23 protein-coding genes are annotated in these 23,816 nt (G+C 60.6%); 17 read left to right on the top strand and 6 right to left on the bottom strand.

Annotation, left to right across the window (positions count from 1 at the left end; translation table 11 throughout):
• Nucleotides 1-114 precede the first annotated feature (114 nt).
• Entirely contained in the window at nt 115-2,328 is a 2,214-nt protein-coding gene (locus tag QP971_RS08470) for an NADP-dependent isocitrate dehydrogenase (protein WP_284811309.1), read from the bottom strand.
• A gap of 215 nt (nt 2,329-2,543) precedes the next feature.
• On the opposite strand from QP971_RS08470, the gene QP971_RS08465 reads away from it, so the two are divergent.
• The 7 genes from QP971_RS08465 (at nt 2,544) to QP971_RS08435 (ending at nt 9,264) form a co-directional block, all read left to right on the top strand.
• Nucleotides 2,544-3,797 (top strand): MFS transporter, encoded by a 1,254-nt coding sequence (locus tag QP971_RS08465; protein ID WP_239274410.1) that lies wholly within the window; start codon nt 2,544-2,546, stop codon nt 3,795-3,797.
• 21 nt (nt 3,798-3,818) lie between these two features.
• Nucleotides 3,819-4,736: an exodeoxyribonuclease III gene (locus tag QP971_RS08460; RefSeq protein ID WP_284811311.1), complete on the top strand. Its 918-nt coding sequence runs from the start codon at nt 3,819-3,821 to the stop codon at nt 4,734-4,736.
• Complete coding sequence (locus QP971_RS08455) at nt 4,736-5,707, top strand: trimeric intracellular cation channel family protein (RefSeq protein ID WP_269954148.1); 972 nt, start codon at nt 4,736-4,738, stop codon at nt 5,705-5,707. The genes QP971_RS08460 and QP971_RS08455 overlap by 1 nt, the downstream gene beginning before the upstream one ends.
• 51 nt (nt 5,708-5,758) lie before the next feature.
• Nucleotides 5,759-5,950 (top strand): hypothetical protein, encoded by a 192-nt coding sequence (locus tag QP971_RS08450; protein WP_049378073.1) that lies wholly within the window; start codon nt 5,759-5,761, stop codon nt 5,948-5,950.
• A 118-nt stretch (nt 5,951-6,068) separates the two neighbouring features.
• Complete coding sequence (gene trpS / locus QP971_RS08445; RefSeq protein ID WP_284788121.1) at nt 6,069-7,094, top strand: tryptophan--tRNA ligase; 1,026 nt, start codon at nt 6,069-6,071, stop codon at nt 7,092-7,094.
• A 102-nt stretch (nt 7,095-7,196) separates the two neighbouring features.
• The gene (locus QP971_RS08440) at nt 7,197-8,276 is read left to right on the top strand and encodes a YhjD/YihY/BrkB family envelope integrity protein (RefSeq protein ID WP_284788117.1); all 1,080 of its coding nucleotides are present in this window, start codon (nt 7,197-7,199) and stop codon (nt 8,274-8,276) included.
• A gap of 55 nt (nt 8,277-8,331) precedes the next feature.
• Nucleotides 8,332-9,264: an RDD family protein gene (locus tag QP971_RS08435; protein ID WP_284788115.1), complete on the top strand. Its 933-nt coding sequence runs from the start codon at nt 8,332-8,334 to the stop codon at nt 9,262-9,264.
• Here the strand turns inward: QP971_RS08435 and QP971_RS08430 are convergent.
• Nucleotides 9,227-10,420, bottom strand: a complete 1,194-nt coding sequence (locus QP971_RS08430; RefSeq protein ID WP_284811314.1) for a D-alanyl-D-alanine carboxypeptidase family protein — start codon at nt 10,418-10,420, stop codon at nt 9,227-9,229. The genes QP971_RS08435 and QP971_RS08430 overlap by 38 nt on opposite strands.
• Nucleotides 10,421-10,459: 39 nt before the next feature.
• Between QP971_RS08430 and QP971_RS08425 the strand changes: the two genes are divergently transcribed.
• Genes QP971_RS08425 through QP971_RS08410 form a run of 4 tightly spaced genes read left to right on the top strand, consistent with a single transcriptional unit; the run spans nt 10,460 to nt 13,298 of the window.
• Complete coding sequence (locus QP971_RS08425; RefSeq protein ID WP_431831082.1) at nt 10,460-11,350, top strand: adenosine deaminase; 891 nt, start codon at nt 10,460-10,462, stop codon at nt 11,348-11,350.
• 11 nt (nt 11,351-11,361) lie between these two features.
• Nucleotides 11,362-12,039 (top strand): type 1 glutamine amidotransferase domain-containing protein, encoded by a 678-nt coding sequence (locus tag QP971_RS08420; RefSeq protein WP_049378016.1) that lies wholly within the window; start codon nt 11,362-11,364, stop codon nt 12,037-12,039.
• Entirely contained in the window at nt 12,040-13,071 is a 1,032-nt protein-coding gene (locus QP971_RS08415; protein ID WP_269954143.1) for an alpha/beta hydrolase, read from the top strand.
• A gap of 26 nt (nt 13,072-13,097) precedes the next feature.
• Nucleotides 13,098-13,298, top strand: coding sequence for a hypothetical protein (locus QP971_RS08410; protein ID WP_239274399.1), 201 nt, complete (start codon nt 13,098-13,100; stop codon nt 13,296-13,298).
• Nucleotides 13,299-13,400: 102 nt separating this feature from the next.
• Here QP971_RS08410 and QP971_RS08405 read toward each other — a convergent pair whose 3' ends face one another.
• From QP971_RS08405 to QP971_RS08395, 3 genes are read right to left on the bottom strand one after another with little or no spacing between them, the layout of a single operon-like run.
• Nucleotides 13,401-14,639, bottom strand: coding sequence for a SatS C-terminal domain-containing protein (locus tag QP971_RS08405; RefSeq protein ID WP_269954142.1), 1,239 nt, complete (start codon nt 14,637-14,639; stop codon nt 13,401-13,403).
• A gap of 51 nt (nt 14,640-14,690) precedes the next feature.
• On the bottom strand, nt 14,691-15,635 hold the full coding sequence (locus tag QP971_RS08400; RefSeq protein WP_269954141.1) for a C40 family peptidase: 945 nt from the start codon (nt 15,633-15,635) through the stop codon (nt 14,691-14,693).
• Nucleotides 15,636-15,914, bottom strand: coding sequence for a chemotaxis protein (locus QP971_RS08395; protein ID WP_284788103.1), 279 nt, complete (start codon nt 15,912-15,914; stop codon nt 15,636-15,638). It lies immediately after the preceding gene.
• Nucleotides 15,915-15,971: 57 nt separating this feature from the next.
• On the opposite strand from QP971_RS08395, the gene upp reads away from it, so the two are divergent.
• The 4 genes from upp (at nt 15,972) to QP971_RS08375 (ending at nt 19,814) form a co-directional block, all read left to right on the top strand.
• Entirely contained in the window at nt 15,972-16,607 is a 636-nt protein-coding gene (upp, locus tag QP971_RS08390) for a uracil phosphoribosyltransferase (RefSeq protein WP_239274395.1), read from the top strand.
• 50 nt (nt 16,608-16,657) lie between these two features.
• Nucleotides 16,658-17,032 (top strand): helix-turn-helix domain-containing protein, encoded by a 375-nt coding sequence (locus tag QP971_RS08385; protein WP_005322588.1) that lies wholly within the window; start codon nt 16,658-16,660, stop codon nt 17,030-17,032.
• A gap of 93 nt (nt 17,033-17,125) precedes the next feature.
• Complete coding sequence (locus QP971_RS08380) at nt 17,126-18,316, top strand: M20 family metallopeptidase (protein ID WP_005326760.1); 1,191 nt, start codon at nt 17,126-17,128, stop codon at nt 18,314-18,316.
• A gap of 70 nt (nt 18,317-18,386) precedes the next feature.
• On the top strand, nt 18,387-19,814 hold the full coding sequence (locus tag QP971_RS08375) for an NAD(P)H-quinone dehydrogenase (protein WP_284788098.1): 1,428 nt from the start codon (nt 18,387-18,389) through the stop codon (nt 19,812-19,814).
• Between the two features lie 69 nt (nt 19,815-19,883).
• Here the strand turns inward: QP971_RS08375 and QP971_RS08370 are convergent, their stop codons facing one another.
• Complete coding sequence (locus QP971_RS08370) at nt 19,884-21,197, bottom strand: short-chain fatty acyl-CoA regulator family protein (RefSeq protein WP_284788096.1); 1,314 nt, start codon at nt 21,195-21,197, stop codon at nt 19,884-19,886.
• 167 nt (nt 21,198-21,364) lie between these two features.
• Here QP971_RS08370 and prpD point away from each other — a divergent pair, with 167 nt between their 5' ends.
• Together prpD and prpB are read left to right on the top strand one after the other, a co-directional pair.
• Nucleotides 21,365-22,876, top strand: a complete 1,512-nt coding sequence (gene prpD / locus QP971_RS08365) for a 2-methylcitrate dehydratase PrpD (RefSeq protein WP_284811320.1) — start codon at nt 21,365-21,367, stop codon at nt 22,874-22,876.
• Entirely contained in the window at nt 22,876-23,808 is a 933-nt protein-coding gene (gene prpB / locus QP971_RS08360; RefSeq protein ID WP_239274391.1) for a methylisocitrate lyase, read from the top strand. Before prpD ends, prpB begins: the two co-directional genes overlap by 1 nt.
• Nucleotides 23,809-23,816: the final 8 nt, after the last annotated feature.

Genomic DNA, 23,816 nt, shown 5'->3' with positions numbered 1-23,816 from the left:
TACGTGCTCTCAAAGAAAATGCTCCCCACTAGTTGTTGGCAACTGATTTCTCAGTCCAACTAATGGGGAGCAGTTCACAATCAACGCTGCGGGGCGGCTTTCGCCTGGGAAGACTTACTTCTTCAGGCCGTCGATGATCTCGTTGAACTTCGCAACTGGGCGCATGACGGCAGAGGTCTTCTCGTCATTAGGCCAGTAGTAGCCGCCGAGGTCGGCGGGGTTGCCCTGGGCGTCGACAAGCGCCTGGGCAATCTCGTCTGCCTGGGAGGACAGCTGGGAAGCCACGTCCTTGAACGCAGCGGCGAGGTCGGCATCATCGCTCTGGTTAGCCAGCTCTTCGGCCCAGAAGGTGGCCAGGAAGAAGTGGGAACCGCGGTTGTCGATTTCGCCTGCCTTGCGGGACGGGGACTTGCCTTCATTGAGCAGGCGCTCGGTGGCCTTGTCCAGGGTGGCGGCCAAGACGCCGGCCTTCTCGTTGCCGTTGGTCTGCTTTTCGTGGCGGAAGGACTCAGCCAGGGCCAGGAACTCGCCGAGGGAATCCCAGCGCAGGTGGTTTTCTTCCTCTACCTGCTGGACGTGCTTCGGGGCAGAGCCGCCGGCACCGGTCTCGAAGAGGCCGCCGCCTGCCATGAGCGGAACCACAGACAGCATCTTGGCGGAGGTACCCAGCTCGAGGATGGGGAAGAGGTCCGTGTTGTAGTCACGCAGCACGTTGCCGGTAACGGAGATGGTGTCCTCGCCGCGGCGGATGCGCTCGATGGAGGTCTTGGTAGCGGTGACCGGATCCTCGATGGAGATATCCAGGCCCTCGGTGTCGTGGTCCTTAAGGTACTTCTCCACCAGGGACTTGATATTGCGGTCGTGGCCGCGCTCTGGGTCGAGCCAGAAGATGGTCTTCATGCCGGACAGGCGAGCGCGGTTGACGGCGAGCTTGACCCAGTCCTGGATCGGGGCGTCCTTGGTCTGGCAAGCGCGCCAGATATCGCCTTCCTCTACGTCGTGGGAGATGAGGACCTCGCCCTGGGAGTTGCGGACCTCAACGGTGCCTGCGGCCGGAATCTTGAAGGTCTTATTGTGGGAGCCGTACTCCTCGGCCTTCTGCGCCATGAGGCCCACGTTCGGCACGGTACCCATGGTGGTTGGGTCGAAGGCGCCGTTTTCCTTGCAGTCCTCGATAACGGCCTGGTAGACGCCGGCGTAGGAGGAATCCGGGATGACGGCGAGGGTGTCCTGCTCCTCGTCGTTCTTATTCCACATGTGGCCGGAGGTGCGGATCATGGCGGGCATGGAGGCGTCAATAATGACGTCGGAAGGCACGTGCAGGTTGGTGATGCCCTTGTGGGAGTTGACCATGGCGAGGTCGGGGCCGTCGGAAAGCGCAGCATCGAAAGCAGCCTTGATTTCCTCGCCCTTATCCAGGTTCTTCAGGCCCTCGTAAATAGCGCCCAGGCCGTTCTCGCCATTGAGGCCGGCAGCCAGCAGCTCCTCGCCGTACTTGTCATATACATCGGAGAAGAAGGCGCGGACGACGTGGCCGAAGAGGATGGGGTCAGAGACCTTCATCATGGTGGCCTTCAGGTGGGTGGAGAAGAGCACGCCTTCTTCCTTGGCGCGCTTGACCTGTGCGATGAGGAACTCATCCAGGGCCTTGGCGGACATGAAGGTGCCGTCGATGACCTCACCCTTGAGAACCGGCAGCTCCGGCAGCAGGGTCTGCTCGCCATCGGCAGTCTTCAGGACGATGGACAGGGTGTCCTCGTTGTCCAGAATGACGGACTTCTCATTGTGACGGAAGTCGTTGTCTGCCATGGTGGCAACGTTGGTCTTGGAGTCCTTGGACCACTCGCCCATGCGGTGCGGGTGCTTCTTCACAAAGTTCTTCACGGCCTCCGGTGCGCGGCGGTCGGAGTTGCCCTCACGCAGCACCGGGTTAACAGCGGAGCCCTTGACGGAATCGTAGCGGGCAGCGATGTCCTTTTCTTCCTCGGTGGAAGGATTATCCGGGTAATCAGGCAGGTCGTAGCCGGCAGCCTGCAGCTCGGCGATGGCCTTTTTCAGCTGCACCAGGGAAGCGGAAATATTCGGCAGCTTGATGATATTTGATTCCGGGGTCTTGGCCATCTTGCCCAGCTCTGCCAGGGCGTCTTCGACCTTCTGCTCCTCGGTCAGGCGCTCTGGGAACTGCGCGGCGATGCGGGCGGCCAGAGAAATATCGCGGGTTTCCACGTCGATGCCCGCGGTGGAAGCGAAGGCCTCCACGATGGGCTTGAGGGAGTAGGTCGCCAGCAGCGGCGCCTCATCGGTACGGGTCCACGTAATCTTTGCCATGATTCTCCTATATAACGTTGGAAAATTGTTCAAGTGCCCAGATTACCGATTTTGTGGGCGGCATGTGGGCCAGTTTGCTGATAGTGATCCCCCATTTGCGCCCCTTGAAAAGGGTTGCGTGGTAATCATCACCCATGCGCAGGTGGGGTGGAGATATTCACGACCACCCGCTGCGGGCATGCTACAGCTAAACGTGGGGTGTACCCTCACTCTTCATGAAAATCATCGACGAGCTCAGCCCGCGCAGTGCACACGAACACCGCATCCGCCGCCGTCCGCTGCCGTTGCAAACGGAGATTACCGCCCGCCGCCGTGCCATCGTCATGGTGGCCATGGCCCTGGGTGCGTTTGCCATCGGCACGACGGAGTTCGTGTCCATGGGCCTGCTGCCGCTTATTGCGGATGATTTTGGCATTTCGGAAGAAAACGCCTCCACGCTCATCACCATCTATGCGATGGGCGTGGTGGTCGGTGCCCCGCTGATTGCGGCCTTTACTGGCAAACTGCCGCGCCGCCGCCTGATCTTGCTGCTCATCGGGTTCCTCGTGGTGGGTAACCTGCTCTCGGTTTTGGCACCGAATTACGCGATCCTCATGATTGCGCGCTTTATTGCGGGCATGCCGCACGGCGCTTATTTCTCCGTGGCTAACCTTTCCGCCGCATCCATGGCGCCCCCAGGCGGCCGCGGCAAAGCCATGGCTTATGTGGGCATGGGCCTGGCCATCGCCACGGTCATTGGTGTGCCGGCTGCCCAAGCCCTCGGCTCCGCGCTGGGCTGGCAGGCGGCTTACCTAGTGGTCGTAGCCTTGGGCGTCATTACCGCCATTGCGTTATTCTTCCTGATGCCGCACATGACGGAGATGAAGCAGACCGATATCCGCACCGAATTCGGTGCGTTCAAAAACAGCCAGGTGTGGTTTACCGTCATCATGGGCGTGGTCGGCTTTGGCGGCATGTTCTCCGTCTATACCTATATTTCTTGGACCATGACCGAGGTCGCCGGCATGGACCAGAACCTCATCTGGGTGGTGCTCATGGCCTATGGCATCGGCATGACCATCGGCAATGCCTTCGGCGGCTGGTTGGCGGACCGCAACTTGGAGTTTGGCATTATCTTTGCCTTGGCCTGCCTCATCGTTATCCTGACAGCCTTCTACTTCCTCTCCGGCCATGCCATCCCCGCTACCTTGTGCTTTGGCTGCGTGGCCTTTATGGGCTCCACGCTGGTGCCTTCGCTGCAGCTGCGTTTGGTGCATGTGGCTGGCGACGCCCAGACTTTGGCCGCCGCTCTCAACCAATCCGCGCTGAACATCGCAAACGCGGCCGGTGCGACCATTGGCGGCGCCGTCGTGGGTGCCGGCTTGGGCTACTCTGCCCCGGCGCTGGCGGGTGCCGGCTTGGCGGCTGCGGGTTGCCTGGTGTGGGCTGCGACGATGTGGGATAAAAAGCGCCTTGCTCGCCGCGCCTAAGCGGACCGATATGCTGTTGGCATGACCCTTACCATCGCGAGCGTAAACGTCAATGGAATCCGCGCTGCGTGCAAGCAGCGCAATGAAAATAACCCTGGAATGAATGCCTGGCTAGAGGAGACTCCGGCCGAAATCGTGCTCATGCAGGAGGTGCGCGCAACCCCGGAGCAGGCCGAAAAGGCCTTGGCCCCGGCCCTGGAGTCGGGCTGGCATTTGGCTCTTGCCGACGCCGCCGCAAAGGGCCGCGCCGGCGTGGGTATCTTGTCTCGCACCCCGCTTGCCGACGTCGAAGTGGGCTTCGGCTCCTTTAGCGATGCCGGCCGCTGGATTGCTGCCACCACCCGCGATATTCGCGTCGCCTCTCTGTACCTGCCTTCCGGTGATACGGATTCGCCGAAGCTGGATGAAAAGTACCGCTTCTTGGACGAGTTCCAGGACATTCTGGCGGATAATGCGGCGCGGACGAACTCCGATGGCAGCCCGGCCGACATGGTGATCGGCGGCGATTGGAATATCTGCCACCGCGCCCAGGACCTGAAAAATAATAAGGCCAATGAAAAGAAGGCCGGCCACCTGCCAGAAGAACGCGCCTTTATGGACCACGTCTTTGGTGCGTTCCCGGATGACAAGCCGCAGGAAAAGAAGAACCTGGGGCAGTGGCAGGGCGTGGTGGAGTACGCCGGCGGCGAGCCGTGGTCCCCGGCCGCAGATCCGCAGTGGTTTGATGTAGCCCGTCGCCTCCATCCGGATGAAGACGGTCCGTATACCTGGTGGACCTACCGCGGCCAGGCCTTTAATAACAACGCCGGGTGGCGCATCGATTACCAGGCGGCTACCCGCCCGATGCTGGAGCGCGCGCAGCGTACCTGGGTGGATAAGGCTCCCACCGTGGAGCAGCGCTGGTCCGACCATTCCCCACTATTGGTGGAGTACAGCTGATGACGCCACTATTTAGCGTCCTTTACGTAGTCGGCATTACGGCCGAGTCCATGACTGCCGCGTTATCCGCTGGACGCCAAAAGCTTGACCTTTTTGGCGTCACCATGATCGCCTCCATGACGGCGCTGGGCGGCGGCACGGTGCGCGATATGATCCTCGATGACCCTCCCTTTACCTGGGTTGAGCACCCCATCTATTTGGTGATCGTCATCGTGGCGGCCGTGGTGACGGTGGGCATGTCCTTCCTCATGCACTATTTCCGCCACCTCTTCCTCATCTTGGATGCCCTAGGTCTTGCGGTCTTTTCGGTGCTGGGCACCCAAATCGCGGTCCACCTGGGACATGGGTTCATTATTGCCTCGGTGTCTGCGGTGATTTCCGGCGTCTTTGGTGGCGTGCTGCGTGACCTGCTTTCAGATCGCATTCCGCTGGTCTTTTCCGGCGAGTATTATGCCGCCATCTCGCTGTTGGCCGCGGCGCTATTTATGGCGCTCTACCACGGCGGCTTGGCTGAGGAACCGAGCGCGATTATTACCGCCTCTGTGTGTTTCATCGCCCGCTTGGCCGCGATCTACTTCAAGAAAGGCCTGCCCGTCTTCGAATACCGTGACGCCGAACAGCAGATGGACCCGCGCCTGCGTTTGTCCGCGCGCATCGTGCGCGATGGCGCCCGCAAAGCCAAGCGCAAGGCAGGCGCGGCCACGCGCTATGCCAGCCCCATCACGCGTCCGCTGACTAGGCCTTTAAGTCGCCCGTTTAGGAACAAAACACGAGCTTTTTCTACTGCGGCAGAGGGGGCGGACTACGACGATATTTCGAGCAACCGCATCGCGCGCCGGCCGAAGCAACAATCGATTACGCGGCCGAGTGGTCGGCACTCGCCAGGGGCAAGGGGAGTAAACGTGGAGCAGCAGTGGAGCTTTAATAAGGGGGACGTCGGCAAGCGCAAGGCGCCCAAGCACAAGCAGTAGTGCTACTATGGCTAGGTCAAAAAAATCAGTAATCTGCAACGGAGAAAGTTCATGGCTCGCGCAATTATTTCTTTCGTCCTCGGCGCTGTAATCCTCGGCCTGAGCATCTGGTGGTGGACCGTTGTTGGTCCGTCCTTCGCTTTCCTCGGCCCCATCGTACTGATGGGCGTGGGCGGCGCGCTGATGGTTGCGGGCTTTGCCATCTTTATGGATGTTGTTAGCCCCACCTCCCGCAAGATTTAAAATCCTTGCGCCGCATTCCCTCTGCCCTGCGGGCGGAGGGATTTTTCGATCCTGTAGGGGGAAATGCAGGGGACGGATGTGGACCGCGCGCCGGAGCTAGGGGGTAGGATAAAACACCATGACTGCAGACAATTCCACCGTTTCCCGCGTCCTGTCCGGTATCCAACCCACCGCTGATTCCTATCACCTGGGTAATTACTTGGGAGCGCTCAAGCAGTGGATTGACCTGCAGGACGGCTATGATGCCTTCTACTTCATCCCTGACCTGCACGCGATCACCGTGGAGCAAAACCCGGAGGAGCTGCGCAACCGCACCATCGCAGGTGCCGCACAGCTCATCGCCCTGGGCATTGATCCGGAAAAGTCCACGCTCTTCGTGCAGTCGCACGTGCCCGCCCACGCGGAGCTGACCTGGGTTTTGCAATGCCTGACCGGCTTTGGCGAGGCCTCCCGTATGACCCAGTTCAAGGATAAGTCCGCCAAGCAGGGATCGGACCGCACCTCGGTGGGCCTATTTACCTACCCGATTCTCATGGCCTCCGATATCTTGCTCTACTCGCCGGATTATGTGCCGGTGGGCGAGGACCAGCGCCAGCACCTCGAGCTGACCCGCAACCTGGCCGAGCGCTTCAACAATAAGTACGGCGAGACCTTCAAGGTACCGGAGCCGTTCATCCCGGAGGGTGCGGCCAAGATTTATGACCTGCAGGAGCCGACCTCCAAGATGTCCAAGTCCGGCGCCAATCCGAAGGGCTTGGTCAACCTGCTCGACGCGCCAAAGACTTCGGCCAAGCGCATCAAGTCCGCCGTAACGGATGATTTGGGCTCGGTGGCCTTTGACCGCGAAAATCAGCCGGGCGTGTCCAACCTATTGGTCATCCAGTCCGCGTTGACCGGTGAATCTATCGATTCCCTGGTGGAGAAGTACGCCGGCCAAGGCTATGGCCACCTCAAGGTCGATACCGCAGATGCGCTGCAGGAATTTACCACTCCGCTCAAGGAACGCTACGACGAACTTATGGCAGATCGCGGCGAGCTCGAGCGCATCCTGGCCAAGGGCGCAGAGACGGCGCAAGAGATTGCCCAGCCGCTTGTCGACGACGTCTATAAGAAGGTCGGCTTTCTTCCTCGCCTGCGCAAGTAGTCGGCGGCTGCTTCCCCCGTGTACCACCCCACAAAGGGACAAGTGGGCATTTGCCAGTTACTCTAGGTGAGATAAAAACTGTGTGAGCAAGAAGGGAAGCACGTGCCTACCACCACGCAATCCTCCTCGAAGAAGGCGGACCACTACGGCATCGAACGCGCCAATGCCGACGATCCCGGTGCGGTAGATAAGATTCGCGCCAAGTCCGGATTCGTTGACCACCTCATGCGCATGAACGAGCGCTATGGTGCCGAAGGCGGCAACCAATTTGCCGCCGGTATCACCTATTATTCGGTGCTCTCCATCTTCCCGCTTGCCATGCTGATCGTGGCCACCGTCGCCGCCGTCTTGGCTAACCGCGAGGACTTGCTCAATGATTTGCAGTCCCAGATCACCAGTTCTATCGATGGCGATATGGGAGATACGGTCAATGAGATCTTGGATACCGCCATTGACCAACGCGGCGCCATGTTCGGCATCGGTGGTTTGACCACCCTGTGGTCCGGACTCGGCTGGATGAATAACTTGCGCATCGGTATCTCGGCTATGTGGGGCATCGATGCCAACGAAGGCGGTTCCTTCCTGAAGAAGAAACTCTCTGACTTGGTAGGCCTCATTGGCCTCATCCTGGCGTTCCTCATCGCCTTTGGCGTCACCGCCGCCGGTTCTTCCGGACTTACCCAGAAGATTTTCGAGCGGGTCGGCATCGAGCCCTTCCCGGGTATGGACTTTGTGATTTTCTTTGTCGGCTTGGCAGTGGGCCTTCTGGCTAACTTCATTGTCATGTGGTGGCTGATTATGATCCTGCCGCGCACCAAGGTGCCGAAGAAGTCCGGCCTCATCGGCGCGGCCATCGGTGCCGTCGCTTTCGAGCTGCTTAAGCAGCTGTCTACGGTCATCATGTCCTCTGCTACCGGCAGCCCTGCCGGCGCGGTCTTCGGCCCGGTCATCGTGCTCATGGTGGTTATGTACCTAATCTGGCGCGTGGTGCTGTATATCTCCGCGTGGACCGCCACCACCGCCGAGTCCCTGAAATTTGCTCACCCGCCCGTCCCGGAGCCAGCCGTTATTCGCGTCCGCAACGAGGTCAAGGAAGGCGCACCTGCAGGTGCGACCTTCGGCGTTGGCGCCGCTGTAGGCGCCGCGGCCGTGGGCGCATGGAGCCTATTGCGCCGGAAGTAAACCTCCTCCTTAGGGGTGAGGACGCAGCGGTCCTTTGGCTTTAAGATGAGTAATTATGAACGCCAATGACATCGCACCGAATCTTTATGAAGAATGGGGACTAGACCGCCGCGATGGCGAGCGGGAACTCTTAGTCTTGCTAGAGTCCAAGGATTTATTACTAGAGCAGCAAGGGCAGGACATCGAGGACCCGCGGCGCGCGCAGCTGCGCATCGCTGCCAGCGTTGTGGGTTCTGCTGCAAAGCGGGCGGAATACGATAAGGCGTGTGAGGCAGGGTTGCGCCCCACGTGGGGCGATTTAGGTCAGCTAGGCGCGGTAGGGCAGTGGAACCCGCAGCCACAGCAAGCCCAGCAGCAAGCTCAGTCCTTTCAGCCCGGTCAGGCGGCCGGGCCGGGGCGTCACGCTCAGCAGGAACCACGGTTTACGCAGACTGCTAGCCCTTATGGGTCGCCATATTCGCGCAATCCCTTTGCCCCGCAGCACAATCCATTCCCGCCGGCAACGGCGAACGTGGCCGTCCCCGCACCGCTGCTACAACACCCAGCGCCTGAAATTAGCCAGCGCGCCGGTAAAGATGCGCGCATCGGCATGGCCATTGTGGACTTTTTCTTCTTCTCACTCATCAGCGGTAGCTTCGGCGGTGCCTTGCTTTCTGGTGGCGCGGATGAACTCTCGACGTTTATCGGTGGTGTCATCATTTTGTTGCTCTACGTTTTGGGCACCGAGTGTTGGCTCGGCGCCAGCCCGGCCAAGCTGCTGATGGGCTACACAGTGCGCGATGTCGATACCAAAGAGCGGCTTAGCCTCACCCAGTCCGCAAAGCGTCAGTGGTGGCGCCTAGCCAATATTGTGCCGGGCCCTGGTACCTTCGCCAGCTGGGTGGGCGCCGGCGTGCACACCTTCACCATTTCGGAGAAGAATAACCGCCGCGGCTCCCACGATGAGTGGGCTAACGCCGAAGTAGTGAAAAAGCACCCACGCAAATAGCCAGCAAAGCTACAGCGCCAGCGATGACCCAGCCGAGCCACCCCTGCACCCCAGCTAAAGAGGAGCTCGCAGATTGCGCCCGGGAATCGGGCGCCGGTGTGGGTGCAGGGGACGCAGGGGAGTCGGCGTCGACAAGCAGCTGGCCTACGCCATCGCCAGGGGAAACCTTATAAGCCTCGTGCAAAAGCTTTTGAGCCTGCTCCCACGCGCGCGGGCCGTGCTCCACGGTGGTATCGAGCAGCACCGCCTGCAGCCGCCGGCCATGGCGGTCAAGCGCGCCGACGAAGGTATGGTGCGCATCATCGGTAAAACCCGTCTTGCCACCAATACCGTCCGGATCGTTGAGGAAAAGCCCGTTATCGTTTCCTAGTTGGTAGCCTTCATAATCTCCCCAGCCCGGAAAATCTACGGACTCCGTATCGACAACGCGTGCAAAGGTTGGGTTATGGAAGGCCGCGCGGTAAATGCGGGAAATATCCTCGGCCGAGGTAGACATGCCTGGGGCATCGAGCCCGGAGTAGCTGGCCGCGTAAGTGGAATTCGTGCCGATCTCGGCCGCCTTGTCATTGACCTTGCGCAAAGTGACCTCGTCGCCACCCAATTCCTGTGCCAGCGCGTGCGCGGCATCGTTGCCGGAAGCCATAAGCAAGCCCTGCAAAAGCTGCTCCACCGTGTAATCGCCGCCGGGGCCGATGCCCACTGCGGAACCATCGATTTGCGCCGATTCTTCGCTTACATCCACCTTCTTGTGCAGGTCCAACTCGTCGATGACCACGAGCGCTAGCAGCGCCTTGATGATGGAGGCCGGCCGGTAGCGGCCGTTTGGGTCCTTCATCGCGATAATCTCGCCGGAATCGATATCGGAGACCATCCACGCCGCAGCCACCACATCTTTATCCACTTTGAATCCTTCAGGCAGGGTGGTGCCGCAGGGCTCATCGCTGTCCACCGGTGGCAGTGGGGCGGGTGAGGCTTGCCCAGGAGCGAGCCGTTCCGAGGTGGTGGTCGCCTTTTCCGGCCGCTCGGCGTGCGGGCACTTATCGGTATTCGGGGCGGCGGTGCGCGTGGTGGTCGGAGTTTCCGGCGATTCCGCCAGTGCTAGCGGCGGGCCGCTCGCCAGCACGGCGGCGAGAGAACAAGCGAGAATTCTTTTCATGACATGACACATCTTAGGCCCGTGCCTACGATGGGACGCATGCATGACGCGCCTTTGATTAGCCCAGAAAATAAGGATTCCGCCGCCGACGTGGTGGCCAAGCTTCCTAAGGTCTCCCTTTTTGAAACCATCACCTCCTCGGCTGCCACGCCGGAAGAGCTCACCGCCGCTCTCCGCGAGCGTTATGAAGCTTTGGCTGCCGACGGCGTGGTCTACGCGGAATTGCACCTGGATCCAGCAGCGATTGGCTTAGACGCTGCCACGGTCGTCGAAGCCGCCGCAGCCGCCCGCATTCCTTCCCTCGACTCCCGCATCGTTCTGGCCGGCACCGCCCCTGAGGCAGCAGTGCCTGACGACGCCCCCGTGGTGGGCTACAACCTGCCGCAGGACCAGGCGAGCGCGGCCGCGGACTTCCGCGCGAATTTCCTGCCTACCCAGATTCACGTGGGCGAGGACTTTGCAGAGGTAGAGTGCGCCGCCCAGGCCGGCGTGAATCGCCTTATCCACCCGGTGAATATGATCGATGACTTCAGCGCGAATATTGAAGGCATCGTGCCCGGCAAGGTCTCTGGCTACATCCGCGACCGTCACATCCCGCTCGTCTTTACTCCACTTGAGGAAGCCGAAGACCTCAATGACCATCCGCTGCCGCTGCTGCAGCAGCTGGGCTTTACCTGCACCATTTCCTCGGGTAAGACCACTCTCACAAACCAGTTCCTTGCTCTAAGTGAAACCTTTGGTTATGGCCTCGAGGAATTTTTCGATCTCACCGTCAAGGCGGTAGAAAATTCCTTTGCTGACCAGGAATCACGGCAGCATCTGCTAGAAACGGTTATCCTGCCAGCATACGAGGAACTATCAGACCCCGAGCTGGCAGGCCCAGACACTGAAGAGTCTTTGGCAGACACCGCTGAAGAAACTACTGACTAAAGGAGAATTACATGCCTTCTGTACTTTTTGTTGTTACCGCTGCTGAGGAATGGACACTGGCCGATGGCACTAAGCGCCCGACCGGTTATTGGGCCGAGGAGCTTATTGCACCGCACCGCGTCTTCCAGGGCGCAGGCTGGGATATCCACTTTGCTACTCCGGGTGCGAAGGCTCCTGTGGTAGATGAGTACAGCCTTGAGGTACTGCCCGATAACGTGCGCATGGCGCAGGAAAATTACTTGGCAGAGTTGGGCGTGGCACTAGAGAACCCGATGAACTTGGCTGAGGTCGATGAAGCGGATTATGACCTCATCTTCTACCCGGGAGGCCACGGCCCGATGGAGGATCTTGCCTACGATCAGGATTCTGCAAAGCTTATTCAGGCGCGCATGGATTCCGGCCGCGCGCTCGGCCTCGTTTGCCATGCCCCAGCCGCGCTATTGGCCTTGGATAACGAGAATTGGCCGTTCAAGGGCTACAAGATGACCGCCTTTAGCAATGCAGAGGAAGGCGAGGAGATGGTTGCCGCCGCTAAGTGGGCGCTGGAGACCCGCCTGCGTGAGCTCGGCGCGGATTACCAGGAGACCGATCCGATGTCCCCGAACGTCATCGTGGATCGCAACCTCTACACCGGCCAGAACCCGGCTTCCTCCGAGCCGCTGGCACAGCGCATTCTGCGCGATTTCTAAATGCGCGTTTCGCAAGTCCTCAAGGCCGGGGCTGCCCTGACCGGTGTGGTTGGGGTAGCGGGCATGGCGGCGTATGCGCTCAGCCGCCGGCCGTACCTGCGCGAGGTGGCACCGGGGTTGCGCAGCCCGGTTCTGTACCTGCCAATGCATCTGCTTCCCGACGCCACCTTTGCCCGCGCCAGCCGCTTCTTTGCCAGCATCGACTTTTCCCGCCCGATGCGGCACGCGGTGGACGTCACGGAGTTTTCCGCGTCCTTCGCTGGCCATGCTTTTAGCGCTCGCGTGCTTACCCCGCGCGACGATGCCCAGGGCGTAGCCAATGCTGGGCCGCGCCCCGTGGTGGTGTGGACGCACGGCGGCGGCCATCTCATTGGTGGTCCGGCAATGTATGACCCGCAAAATGCTCGCATGGCGGCCGAACTCGGTGCCATCGTGGTGGCTCCGCGCTACCACAAATCCACCCAGGAACCATTCCCCGCGGACCACGATGAGTGCTACGCGGCGCTGCGCTGGGTGCAAGAACACGGCGATAAGCTGGGCGGGGATACCTCGCGCATCGCGGTCGCCGGCGATAGCGCCGGCGGCGGCCTCGCCGCGGGTCTGGTGCAGCGTGCCTTTGATGAGGGCCATCCGGTCCGCGCGCTCGGCTTGGTCTATCCCATGCTCGATCACCGCACCACGGATAAGTCCGGTGCGGTGGGCCAATTCATCTGGACGGCGGGCCCGAACCGCGGCGCGTGGTCCATGTATTTGGGAAACGACCATTTGGATGTCGACGTGCCGCCCTATGCTTCGCCAGCCACGCGCAGTGACCTTTCCGGCTTGCCGCCGACGTGGATCGGGGTCGGTGGCATCGACCTTTTCTGCGATGAATCCGTGGCTTTTGCCCAGGCCCTCGATGCGGCCGGTGTGGATACGACTCTCGACGTGTGGGCCGGTGCCTATCACGGCTTCGACCAGATTAAACCCAAAGCGCCTCAATCGCGTGAGCTTATCGACGCCCTCATTGACCACCTTCGCCGTCACCTTTAAGGCCACGTACTCAGGGAGGTCAAGCGATGAACTACAACACGCACGTGTCGTGGGTCGTAACTTTCGCCAGCCTGATTGTTCTCGGCCTGATTCTGGGCGGGGTCTTTGGGATAGGTACCCTGGGCCGATCCATTGTTGGCCTCAGCGTCTTTGTCGTGTGGCTGCTTTTCGATAAATACATGCGCGACCGGAGCCGACGCCAAGAGCAAGAAGCACGCGGCGACTAGACGCACAAAGCCGCCCCCTTCTCCTCCCGCCTGCTGTGAGTGGGGAGGAAAGTCGAGGCGGCTGATGCCACGCGCGGGCGAGGCCGTGCGAACCGTGCGGGTTTAGAACTTGGAGAAGCGCTTGATGAGCATGTCTTCCAAGCCCTTCCAAGACTCGGCGTGCTCGTTATATGGCTTGGAAGGCACATAGCCGGCGTGTTCGGTGGAGCCGAGCATGTAGCCCAAGTAGTCCTGCAGGCGGGGGTGAGCCAGCATATAGGAGTTAATGGAATCGTCGCCGGCCCAGTCGGCGGCATCGGCGCATACCTCATAGCAGCGTGCCATCTGATCGGAATCGACGGCCTCTGGGCCCTTTTCGATATCGCGCACAATGCCATTGAAGGAGTACTGGTTATCCGGGTGGACCTGAATTTCTAGCTCGCCGGCATTAGCGGCGGCAACAACCTCTTCCCAGGTGGATACGCGGGCTAGGTCGTGGTCATCGTTGTCTATAATCCAGCGCACGAGCGTCTTCGGGGAGTCGAAGGTGAAAATTTCGCCCCACTTGCCCAAGAAGATGGGCTTGCCGTCTAGGTAGGTGCGGAGGGTGTAGACGGACTTGGACTGCGCGGTGATCTTGATGGGATCGATGCCGGCGGCAGCCCACGGAGAATTATCATACGGGTCAGCGGCCTCGGCGGCGGCCTTGCGCTTTTCCTCGGCTTCCTTGGCTGCTGCAGCGGAGGCGGCGGCAGCAGAAGAGATGCGCTCCTTGGCATCGGAAACCTTGGCCGCATCAAAGTCATCGCTGGAGACCACGCGGACGTGCTCATCTAGGTCCTCGATGACCTTCTTCCAGTTGCCGGCGATGACGTGGCCCACGCCGGACCACTCGCTCATGCCCTGCTCGCCGGAGTAGTGGTCGGCGCCGCGGGAGACATTGCGCAGGATGGAGTGGGAAGCGAAGAAGATGGTGGTGTGTTCTGCACCGGCGACGTCAGCAAGCGCGGAGGCAATCTCCAAGTTGCGGGCCACGGTGGAGACGTTCTGGTGGCTCGGGCGACCAGCCAGTGCCTCCGGCATGCCGATGAGGTCATACTCATCGCGCTTGGCCGGGGTGACGCGGTCCGCATCGCGGCCGGCAAACTGGTCCCACTGCGGGTGGTCCAGCAAATCGTGCTTGGTGCCAGACTCCACGAAGCACAGCAGCTCGGCCGGCGAGTTAAAAGCTAAGACAGCCTCATTATCGCCCAAAAAGGCCTGCCATTCGGAGCCATTTTGGCGCCACTTGGGTGCCCAGAGGGTATAAAAATCGCCCTCGGTCAGCGAGAGCTTTACAGGTACAATTGCGCGGGTGCTCATGGCGTTTTAGTCTACCCAACGCCCTAAGCAGCGCGCGAGAGCGCACCGGCCTTAGGCCGTCGGGCGCCAAAAGCCTTTGAATTGCATGCCCATATTCGTGGTGCGCAGCGGGTTGGTTTGCACCGGATCACCGGCCTCCACGATTTCGCCATTGCCGGAATACATTGCCACGTGCCCGTCCCATACCACCAGGTCACCGGGCTGCAATTGATCCGCACTGACCTGCTGACCAACCGCCTGCTGGTCCGCCGTGCGCGGCAAGTCCACTCCGGCCTGTGAATATGCCCATTGGGTAAGGCCCGAGCAATCGAAGCCACCGTTTCCGGTGCCACCCCATACGTAGGGCTGGCCCACTTGGCTCTTCGCCGCGGCGACCGCGGCCTGCCCGGCGGCCGAACCACCCTCGGCAGAGGGCTCTGGTGCCGGCGGGGGAGAAGGCGCGTCGTGTGCGGCAGCATCGGCGCCAGCCCCCTCGCCCGCCGCAGATTGTGCAGGAAGAGCGGTGGCTTGCTGGGCGCCGGTGGGGCTTACGGGGGCGTCGGCAAGCGCGGAGTGCACCGGCCGCTGCGCTACCGGCTGCAAGGACTGAGCGGCCACGTTGAGATCACCCATCAGGCGCTGCACGCGGGCAGAGGCCATTCCCAGGTGCTGGGAGATAAGCGCGTGCAGCTGAGCCAGAGCGGCGGCACGCGCCGACGGATCCAGGGATAGGAGACCCAGCGCGGTGGGCAGGGCCTGGCGCACCAGCTGCGTGGCGATGCCCACCAGATCCCGGATGGTGCCCGCTACCAAGGTGCGGGCCTGGCCGAGCGCGGCAGAGATGGTTGCATTATCGAGATCGATATTTTTCGCCGACTCGAGTAGGGGAGCGGGATTGCCATGGGCGATGGCGGCTAAAGGCTCGGCGGCGGAAAGATCCGGCACGCGAGGAAGCTCAACCTCCGGAAGCTGCGCCGGTTGCATGGTGGCAATCTGCTTAAGCGCGGTATCGAGCATCTACATCGCCGCCCCAAGGTGCTGGCCTAGCGAGGCATCGGTGTCTTCTGCCTCGCGCGACATCTGGAAACCGGACTGGGCAACCTGCCCCATATCGCTGCGCAGCACGCTCATGCGCGCGCCCACATTATCGAGCGCGGCATGCACCGCCTCATTGAAAGCGGTGAATGCGGAATCTTCAGGCAAAACGGGGTGGGGCGGATTCTCCCCTTGGGACTGGGCGTGCAGGTCGCGGGCGAGGTGGCGGGCATAGTCAGTATCGATCGTGAAAGGTCTCATGCCCTATTGGACTGCCCAATGGCCCATTTGGTTCCCAAAAAGTTTAAAGTGGTGGTCATGGACATCCACGTAGTAGACCACCCGCTTGCCGCCTCCCGCCTTACCCTCATGCGCGATGCGCGCAGCGATAACTCCGCCTTCCGCGCCGCCTTGAAAGACTTGGGCGCCATGCTTGTCTATGAAGCATCCCGCGGTCTTGCGGTGGAGAACTTCGACTGCGCTACCCCGGTTTCTACCGCTCAGGGCACCCGCCTGCAGGACCCGCCTATCATCGTGCCGATCATCCGCGCCGGGCTCGGCATGGTGGACCCGGCCCTGTCCATGATTCCGGATGCACAGGTCGGCTTCATAGGCATGGCGCGCAACGAAGAGACGCACGAGCCAGTGCCGTACCTGGAAGCACTGCCGGAGGACCTGACCGGCCGCACGGTGTTCGTGGTGGATCCGATGCTGGCCACCGGCGGTTCCCTGCTGCACGCTTTGCGCCTGCTTGCCGGCCGCGGCGCCACCGATATCACCGCCATTTGCATGGTCTCGGCGCAGCCGGGTGTGGATGCGCTGGCAGAATCCGATCTGTCGGTGCGCCTAGTCACCGCCGCTATCGATCCTTCGCTCAACGAGGATGCTTATATCGTGCCGGGCTTGGGCGATGCCGGCGACCGCCTTTACGGTCCGCGCAATATCGACCTTTAAGGTAATCTTCTCCCTGGAAAGGCGACCGCGCTTTCCAGGGGGGGGAGAATATGAGTTTCATTCATCTAATGTGGTCGAGCTACGGCCACGGATTTTCGCAACAATTGCGGCGGGTGCGAAAGCGTCGGGGGATTTCGCAGCAGGCGCTGGCGGAGATTTCTGGGGTTTCCCGCAGCCAAATTTCCAATCTGGAGCGCAACGAGAATGGCGTGCACGCCATGGCCGATCCGCAGCTGTCTACGGTATATAAGCTGGCCTTGGCCCTAGAAATCCCGCCGGCGGTGCTGCTGCCGGCCGGCGGGGACGTGGTGGAGGGGCATTTGACCGATTCCGCGGTGGCCGCCGCCGAGGACGTCGCGCCCTTCCCACAAGGCTATGTGGACCGGCGTCGGTTTGCCGCCACGTGGAATGGCGCCTTGAGCTAGAGCACCCCGCATCACCACCTGAGTTACTGAACCGCATGGTCTAGTTGTAGACTTTGCACCCAGACGTATTTCAACGATAGGGAAGGCACGCGGATGATCTCGGAATTCATCAACGAGTGGTTCAATGCCCACCGTGCGGAGGTCATCGCGTGGCGGCGCCATATCCACCGCCACCCGGAAACCGCGAACCAAGAGGTAGAAACCACCAACTTTCTCGCCTCTATCCTGCAGGACTATGGTCTGGAGCCACAGCGCTTCCCACAGACCGGTCTCATGGTCGACATCGGCCCCGATACGGAGCTAGGCCGGCTGGCCTTCCGCGCGGATATTGATGCCCTGCCAGTCACCGAGGTCACCGGCCTGGAATATACCTCTGAGGTGCCCGGCAAGATGCATGCTTGCGGCCACGATGTGCATACGACCGTGGCGCTCGGCCTGGCCTGCGCGTTGGCGGATTTTCAGCGCGTCCACGACCTGCCGCTGGGAATTCGCGTCATCTTCCAGCCGGCCGAAGAGGTGTGGGTAGGCGGTGCGACCGACGTCATTGAATGGGGCGCGCTGGAAGGTGTGCATTCCATTTTTGCCATCCACGCCGAGCCCAAGCTGCGCGTGGGGCGCATCGGTATCCGCGCCGGGGCTATCACTTCTGCTACCGACGTGGTGGAGCTCAATATCAAGGGCCCAGGCGGGCATACCTCCCGGCCGCACCTGTCGGCCGACGTTGTGTATGCCCTAGGAAAGGTCATTACCGAACTGCCTGCGCTGCTCTCGCGCCGCGTTGACCCGCGCACCGGTACCGTTTTGGTCTTTGGCCAGGTCAATTCCGGCTACGCCCCGAACGCCATTCCCGAGACCGGCAGCCTAACCGGCACCATGCGCACGGCTGATATTGGCATCTGGCGCGATATGCAAAGCCTCTTTACCGAGCTGGTGGAACAAATCCTCGCGCCGGTCGGCGTAGAGCACGAGCTGACCTACAACCGCGGCGTTCCGCCGGTGCTTAACGACGACGTCGCAACCGCCCTGCTTGCCTCCGCAGCCCAATCCATCGATCCGCAGGCCGTGGTTCAAGCCCCGCAGTCCTCCGGTGGCGAAGACTTTTCTTGGTACCTGGAAAAGGTCCCTGGTTCCATGGCGCGGCTGGGCTGCTGGTCCGGCGAAGGCGAGCAGCATGACTTGCACATGGGCGATCTTATCGTCGACGAGAGGGCCATCGGCGTGGGCATCAAACTCTTTGGCGCCGTGGTTGAGCAGTTCATAGGGGAGAATGCGGAGACAGACTAACGCGCTTTAAGGTCCTACACGTTAGACTCGTAAGCGACTTTTAAAGTGGAGCCGATAAAGGAGCATGTGCGTGTTGAACCAGACCAAGCGAATCGTCATCATCGGCGGCGGCCCAGCCGGCTATGAGGCAGCGTTGGCAGGTGCTAAATATGGTGCAGAAATCACCATTATTGAAGACCAAGGCATGGGCGGCAACAGCGTTATCTTGGACTGTGTTCCTTCCAAGTCCTTCATCGCTGGTGCCAATATTAAAACCGACCTGCGCCGTGCCGAGGATATGAAGCTCAACGAAGGCATTGGCCAAGCCGACCTATCCCTAACCGCGCTGAATAAGCGTGTGCAGGACCTAGCAAGCAAGCAGTCCTCCGATATCCGTGCCACCGTGGAATCCCTAGGAGCCCGCGTTATCGATGGCCGCGGTTACTTCCCAGAAGATCAGGAGGCCGATGCCTTCGGCGGCCACAAGGTTACCGCCGTATTTAACGAGGACGGCCACGAGGAAACCATTAACGCAGATCTTGTCTTGGTAGCCACCGGCGCCACCCCTCGTATTCTCCCCGGCGCTCAGCCGGATGGCGAGCGCATCCTTACCTGGCAGCAGGTCTATAACCTCACCGAACTTCCTGAACACCTCATCGTCGTCGGTTCCGGCGTGACCGGCGCCGAGTTCGTCTCCGCCTTTGCAGAGCTGGGCGTGAAGGTCACCATGGTTGCCTCCCGTGACCGCATTTTGCCGCATGACGACGCCGATGCGGCCGACGTCCTCGAGACCGTGCTGAGCGAGCGCGGCGTGGAACTGGAAAAGAACTGCCGCGTGGAAACCGTCAATCGCACCGAGGACGGCAACGTCCTGGTCACCACGCAGGACGGCCGCGAAATTACCGGTTCCCATGTCATTATGTCTATCGGCTCCATCCCGAATACTCAGGACCTCAAGCTGGAGAACGTCGGCGTGGAAACCGCCAAGTCCGGCCACATTCAGGTCGATCGCGTCTCCCGCACCAATATCGCCGGCATCTATGCCGCTGGTGACTGCTCTGACCTCTTCCCGCTGGCTTCCGTCGCCGCAATGCAGGGCCGCGTGGCCATGTACCACGCCTTGGGTGAGGGCGTTTCTCCGCTGCGCCTGAAGACCGTGGCCAACGCTGTCTTCACCCGTCCGGAAATCGCCGCTGTAGGCTTTACCCAGGCCGAAATCGAGGCCGGTGAGGTCGCCGCCCGCACCATCACCATGCCGCTAAAGACCAACCCACGCGCCAAGATGCGCTCGCTACAGCACGGCTTTGTCAAGCTCTTCTGCCGCGCGACCTCCGGCCGCGTTATCGGCGGCGTCATCGTCGCGCCGACCGCCTCCGAGCTCATCCTGCCCATCGCTATGGCCGTGACCAACCAGCTCACCGTAAACCAGCTAGCTGATTCCTTCGCCGTGTACCCGTCTCTGTCTGGCACCATCACCGAGGCTGCTCGACGCCTCGTGGCTCACGACGACCTGGAGTAAGCGACCTTTTCCTTTCTTTTGCGCCCGCCTTTGGTAACCAGCTTAGGGTGGGCGCTTTTGCATGCGTTGCTAAAAGGTGGAGTAGGAATGCTCGGCGGTGCGATTGAGTGAAACCTGGATGGGGCGATCTGCTTGAGGAAGAGCACGCTGGGGACAATGCTCGCGCGGGCAAGCGGTACAACCAGGGCCGATAGGGGTCGCGGCGGATATGTCTAGATTAAGAGCATCGGCGTAGACGATGCGGTCGGCCTCAGAGATATCGCAGCCTAAGCCCACGGCGAATTCCTTGCGAGGGGTTCCCCAAGATTTTGCGGTTCCTTGCACAAAGCGACCTATCCACAGGTAGGCGTGGTCGTCTGGCATGGCGGCTACTTGGCGGGTGATGCGGTTGGGCGTTTCAAAGGCGCGGTGAACTACCCACAGCGGGCAAGAACCGCCCGAGCGGGCGAAGTGGAATGCGGTGGAGGATTGGCGCTTGGAGATATTCCCAGCGCGGTCGGTGCGGATGAAGGAAAAGGGCACGCCGTTAAGGCCTGGGCGCTGGAGGGTAGCCAAGCGTTGCGCGGTGGTTTCGAAACCGGTGCCAAAGTAGTTGCACAAAAGGTCGATATCGTAGCGGGTTTCCTCAGCCATCGATAGGAACGGTTGGTAGGGCATGGTGACCGCGGCGGCGAAGTATTGCGCGAGCCCTAAAGTAGCTAATTCTTGGGCCTCGCCCGCCGGAAGTTCGGACACGAGGTTATCGCAGACATCGCGGTAGGCAAGCAGGCAATATTGGAGCGCCATTTCAAAGACTAGCTGGGCTTCGGAGAGGCCGTCGCGAAGCGCAAGCTCCCGGGTATCAGGGTTGAAGCTGCGGCGTGGGCCCGGCCGGGAAAAGCGGACACTAACGCCGAGGTCTTCGTGCATGCGGGAAGCTAAGCGGCCGCGGCGTAACACCCGGTCACCGAGCTGGCCGGCGAGCTCTTCTGCCAGCACATCGAGCTCGTGGATGTAGTTATGGGCGTCGTAGAAAAAATCTCGCACGAGCTCAAAGGGGGAGCGCTCGCGCGCCGGGGCGCGGGTGGCGACATCGACGAAGCGGGGCATGAGCTCCGGAAAGCGCGAGGCGAGGTCGGTCAAGGAGTCTTCGGTGGCCTCGGGAAAGATCCGGCGCAGGTCGGTAATGGTGCGCGCATCGCGGTCGTTCGCAAAATAGCCGGGGTCCAAGTTAAAACGCTGAGCTAGTTGCATAAGCACGGTGACGGTAAGCGGACGCTGATCATTTTCGAGCTGGTTGAGGTAGCTGGTGGAAAGCCCCAACTGCTTGGCCATCGCTACCTGTGTGAGTCCCCGTTGCTTGCGCAGTGCATGGATTCGTGCCCCCGCATAATGCTTGGTCATCGGTTACTGTGCCGCCTTTCGCCGTTATGAGCAGTAGAAACCACAAACTTTGCAGATTTCACTGACTCATTCCGCTAGATTACACACACCCTACTTATAGCGCGGGGCACATTCAAGCATTTAGTGTGATCTACAACGCATTGCAGAGTGAAGGAGGCTCACATCTAGTGAAGAACCACGAGGTTAGAACCCATAAATCCGCCGAGGATTTCCCCAATGAGGAGCACCTGGCGTACAAGGTGGCAGAAGTAGCCGCGGATCCCGTAGAGGTTCCCGCCGAGACCACCGACATGATCATCAACCGCATCATTGATAATGCGGCCGTGGCCATGGCTTCCGTGGCACGCGGTCCCGTAACCTCCGCCCGCGTCATGGCCCAGGCGCACTCGGTAAGTAAGGGAGGGGCCACCGTATTTGGCGTGGATGGTGCCTACTCGGCCGAATGGGCTACGCTTGCCAACGGCACAGCGGTTCGTGAGCTGGACTATCACGATACCTTCCTCGCCGCCGAATACTCGCACCCCGGGGATAATATCCCACCGCTGCTTGCTACCGCGCAGCACAAGGGCCTTAGTGGCCGTGATCTTATTCGCGGCATCGCTACCGGCTATGAAATCCAGGTCAACCTCGTTAAGGGAATCTGCTTGCACGAGCACAAGATTGACCACGTGGCACACCTCGGTCCCTCCGTAGCCGCCGGCATCGGCACCATGCTTGGACTAGATAAGGACACCATCTACCAGGCGGTGGGCCAGGCGCTGCACACCACTACCGCCACCCGGCAATCCCGTAAGGGTCTGATTTCCTCTTGGAAGGCCTATGCACCGGCCTTCGCGGGAAAGATGGCCATTGAATCCGTTGACCGCACGATGCGCGGCGAAGGTGCACCGGCGCCCATTTGGGAAGGCGAGGATGGATTCATCGCGTGGATGCTGCATTCGCCAGAGCGCACCTACACGGTCCCTTTGCCAGAACCTGGCGAGGAAAAGCGCGCCATCTTGGATACCTATACCAAGGAACACTCGGCCGAATACCAGGCCCAAGCGCCCATCGATATGGCCTTTGCGCTAAAGAAAACCTTGGCAGAAAAGGACTTGAAGACTGCGGACATCGAGTCCATCGTTCTGCACACCTCGCACCACACGCACTATGTCATCGGTACCGGTGCCAATGATCCACAAAAGATGGATCCCTCCGCCTCCCGCGAGACGCTGGATCACTCCATCATGTACATCTTTGCCGTAGCCCTCGAAGATGGCGAATGGGACCACGAGGCTTCCTACGCGCCCGAGCGAGCCAACCGCCCAGAAACCATCGAGCTATGGCACAAGATTTCCACTGTCGAAGACCCCGAGTGGACCCGCCGCTATCACTCTAATGACCTGTCTGAAAAGGCCTTCGGCGGCAAGGCGGTAATCACCTTCAAAGACGGCACCGTGGTAGAAGATGAACGCGCCGTTGCTGATGCCCACCCGCTTGGTGCCCGCCCCTTTGCGCGCGAGCAATACATAGAGAAGTTCAGAAAACTCGCAAACGGCATCGTGGACGAAGCCGAACAAGAGCGTTTCCTCAACGCCGTCCAAAACTTGGAAAATCTCACTGACCTTACCGAGCTAAACGTGCGGGTGACCGATGCTCACCTCGCCGCCGCACCCCAGAAACCGGAAGGAATCTTCTAATGGCTGGACTATTTGGCTCTTTGAAAACTCCCGCGGAAAAGCGCCAGCAATTCCGCGCCGACCTTGAATCCGGCACCATTACCCGATTGCCGGGCGCGTTCAATCCCCTGACCGCGCGCCTAATCCAGGATATCGGCGGTTTCGGCGGTGTTTATGTCTCCGGCGCGGTGCTGGCTAATGATCTGGGCCTTCCCGATATTGGCCTGACCACTTTGACTGAGGTGGCACAGCGCTCTGGCCAGATTGCTCGTGCGACGGATTTGCCCGTGCTTGTCGACGCCGACACTGGCTTCGGCGAACCCATGTCCGCCGCCCGCACCATCGCCGCACTCGAGGACGCTGGACTTGCCGGCTGCCACCTAGAGGATCAGGTCAACCCGAAGCGCTGTGGGCACCTCGATGGCAAAGAAGTAGTGGACAAGGACATCATGGTCCGCCGCATTAGCGCCGCGGTTAACGAGCGGCGCGACCCGAACTTCATTATCTGTGCCCGTACTGATGCCGCAGGAGTAAACGGCATCGACGATGCTATCGACCGTGCAAAGGCTTACGCCGATGCTGGTGCGGACCTTATTTTCACTGAGGCGTTGTACCAGCCAGCAGACTTTGAAAAATTCCGCGCCGCTGTCGACACACCGTTGCTGGCAAATATGACCGAATTCGGCAAAACCGAGCTGCTCTCGGCGCAACAGCTAGAAGACCTTGGCTATAACGCAGTCATCTGGCCTGTCTCCACCTTCCGCGTGGCTATGGGCGCCACCGAGGATTTCCTGCGTGATTTGCAGGAAACCGGGATTCAAACCGATTGGCTCGAGCGTATGCAACACCGTTCCCGTCTTTATGAACTGGTGCGCTACGAGGAATACAACGACTTCGATAAATCCGTATTTACCTACTCCAAAGACACCTACCAGCCCACTTTCGAAAGCTAAGGAGAATT

Origin of the sequence: Corynebacterium marquesiae (assembly GCF_030229635.1) — a bacterium.
GTDB classification, from domain to species: Bacteria; Actinomycetota; Actinomycetes; order Mycobacteriales; family Mycobacteriaceae; genus Corynebacterium; species Corynebacterium marquesiae.
This window is presented reverse-complemented; position numbering and strand designations above follow the sequence as displayed.

Coding starts and splice junctions, on each gene's coding strand:
- QP971_RS08470 (WP_284811309.1), bottom strand. CDS start 2,328: ATGGCAAAGATTACGTGGACCCGTACCGATGAGGCGCCGCTGCTGGCG.
- QP971_RS08465 (WP_239274410.1), top strand. CDS start 2,544: ATGAAAATCATCGACGAGCTCAGCCCGCGCAGTGCACACGAACACCGC.
- QP971_RS08460 (WP_284811311.1), top strand. CDS start 3,819: ATGACCCTTACCATCGCGAGCGTAAACGTCAATGGAATCCGCGCTGCG.
- QP971_RS08455 (WP_269954148.1), top strand. CDS start 4,736: ATGACGCCACTATTTAGCGTCCTTTACGTAGTCGGCATTACGGCCGAG.
- QP971_RS08450 (WP_049378073.1), top strand. CDS start 5,759: ATGGCTCGCGCAATTATTTCTTTCGTCCTCGGCGCTGTAATCCTCGGC.
- trpS (WP_284788121.1), top strand. CDS start 6,069: ATGACTGCAGACAATTCCACCGTTTCCCGCGTCCTGTCCGGTATCCAA.
- QP971_RS08435 (WP_284788115.1), top strand. CDS start 8,332: ATGAACGCCAATGACATCGCACCGAATCTTTATGAAGAATGGGGACTA.
- QP971_RS08430 (WP_284811314.1), bottom strand. CDS start 10,420: ATGAAAAGAATTCTCGCTTGTTCTCTCGCCGCCGTGCTGGCGAGCGGC.
- QP971_RS08425 (WP_431831082.1), top strand. CDS start 10,460: ATGCATGACGCGCCTTTGATTAGCCCAGAAAATAAGGATTCCGCCGCC.
- QP971_RS08420 (WP_049378016.1), top strand. CDS start 11,362: ATGCCTTCTGTACTTTTTGTTGTTACCGCTGCTGAGGAATGGACACTG.
- QP971_RS08415 (WP_269954143.1), top strand. CDS start 12,040: ATGCGCGTTTCGCAAGTCCTCAAGGCCGGGGCTGCCCTGACCGGTGTG.
- QP971_RS08410 (WP_239274399.1), top strand. CDS start 13,098: ATGAACTACAACACGCACGTGTCGTGGGTCGTAACTTTCGCCAGCCTG.
- QP971_RS08405 (WP_269954142.1), bottom strand. CDS start 14,639: ATGAGCACCCGCGCAATTGTACCTGTAAAGCTCTCGCTGACCGAGGGC.
- QP971_RS08400 (WP_269954141.1), bottom strand. CDS start 15,635: ATGCTCGATACCGCGCTTAAGCAGATTGCCACCATGCAACCGGCGCAG.
- QP971_RS08395 (WP_284788103.1), bottom strand. CDS start 15,914: ATGAGACCTTTCACGATCGATACTGACTATGCCCGCCACCTCGCCCGC.
- upp (WP_239274395.1), top strand. CDS start 15,972: ATGGACATCCACGTAGTAGACCACCCGCTTGCCGCCTCCCGCCTTACC.
- QP971_RS08385 (WP_005322588.1), top strand. CDS start 16,658: ATGAGTTTCATTCATCTAATGTGGTCGAGCTACGGCCACGGATTTTCG.
- QP971_RS08380 (WP_005326760.1), top strand. CDS start 17,126: ATGATCTCGGAATTCATCAACGAGTGGTTCAATGCCCACCGTGCGGAG.
- QP971_RS08370 (WP_284788096.1), bottom strand. CDS start 21,197: ATGACCAAGCATTATGCGGGGGCACGAATCCATGCACTGCGCAAGCAA.
- prpB (WP_239274391.1), top strand. CDS start 22,876: ATGGCTGGACTATTTGGCTCTTTGAAAACTCCCGCGGAAAAGCGCCAG.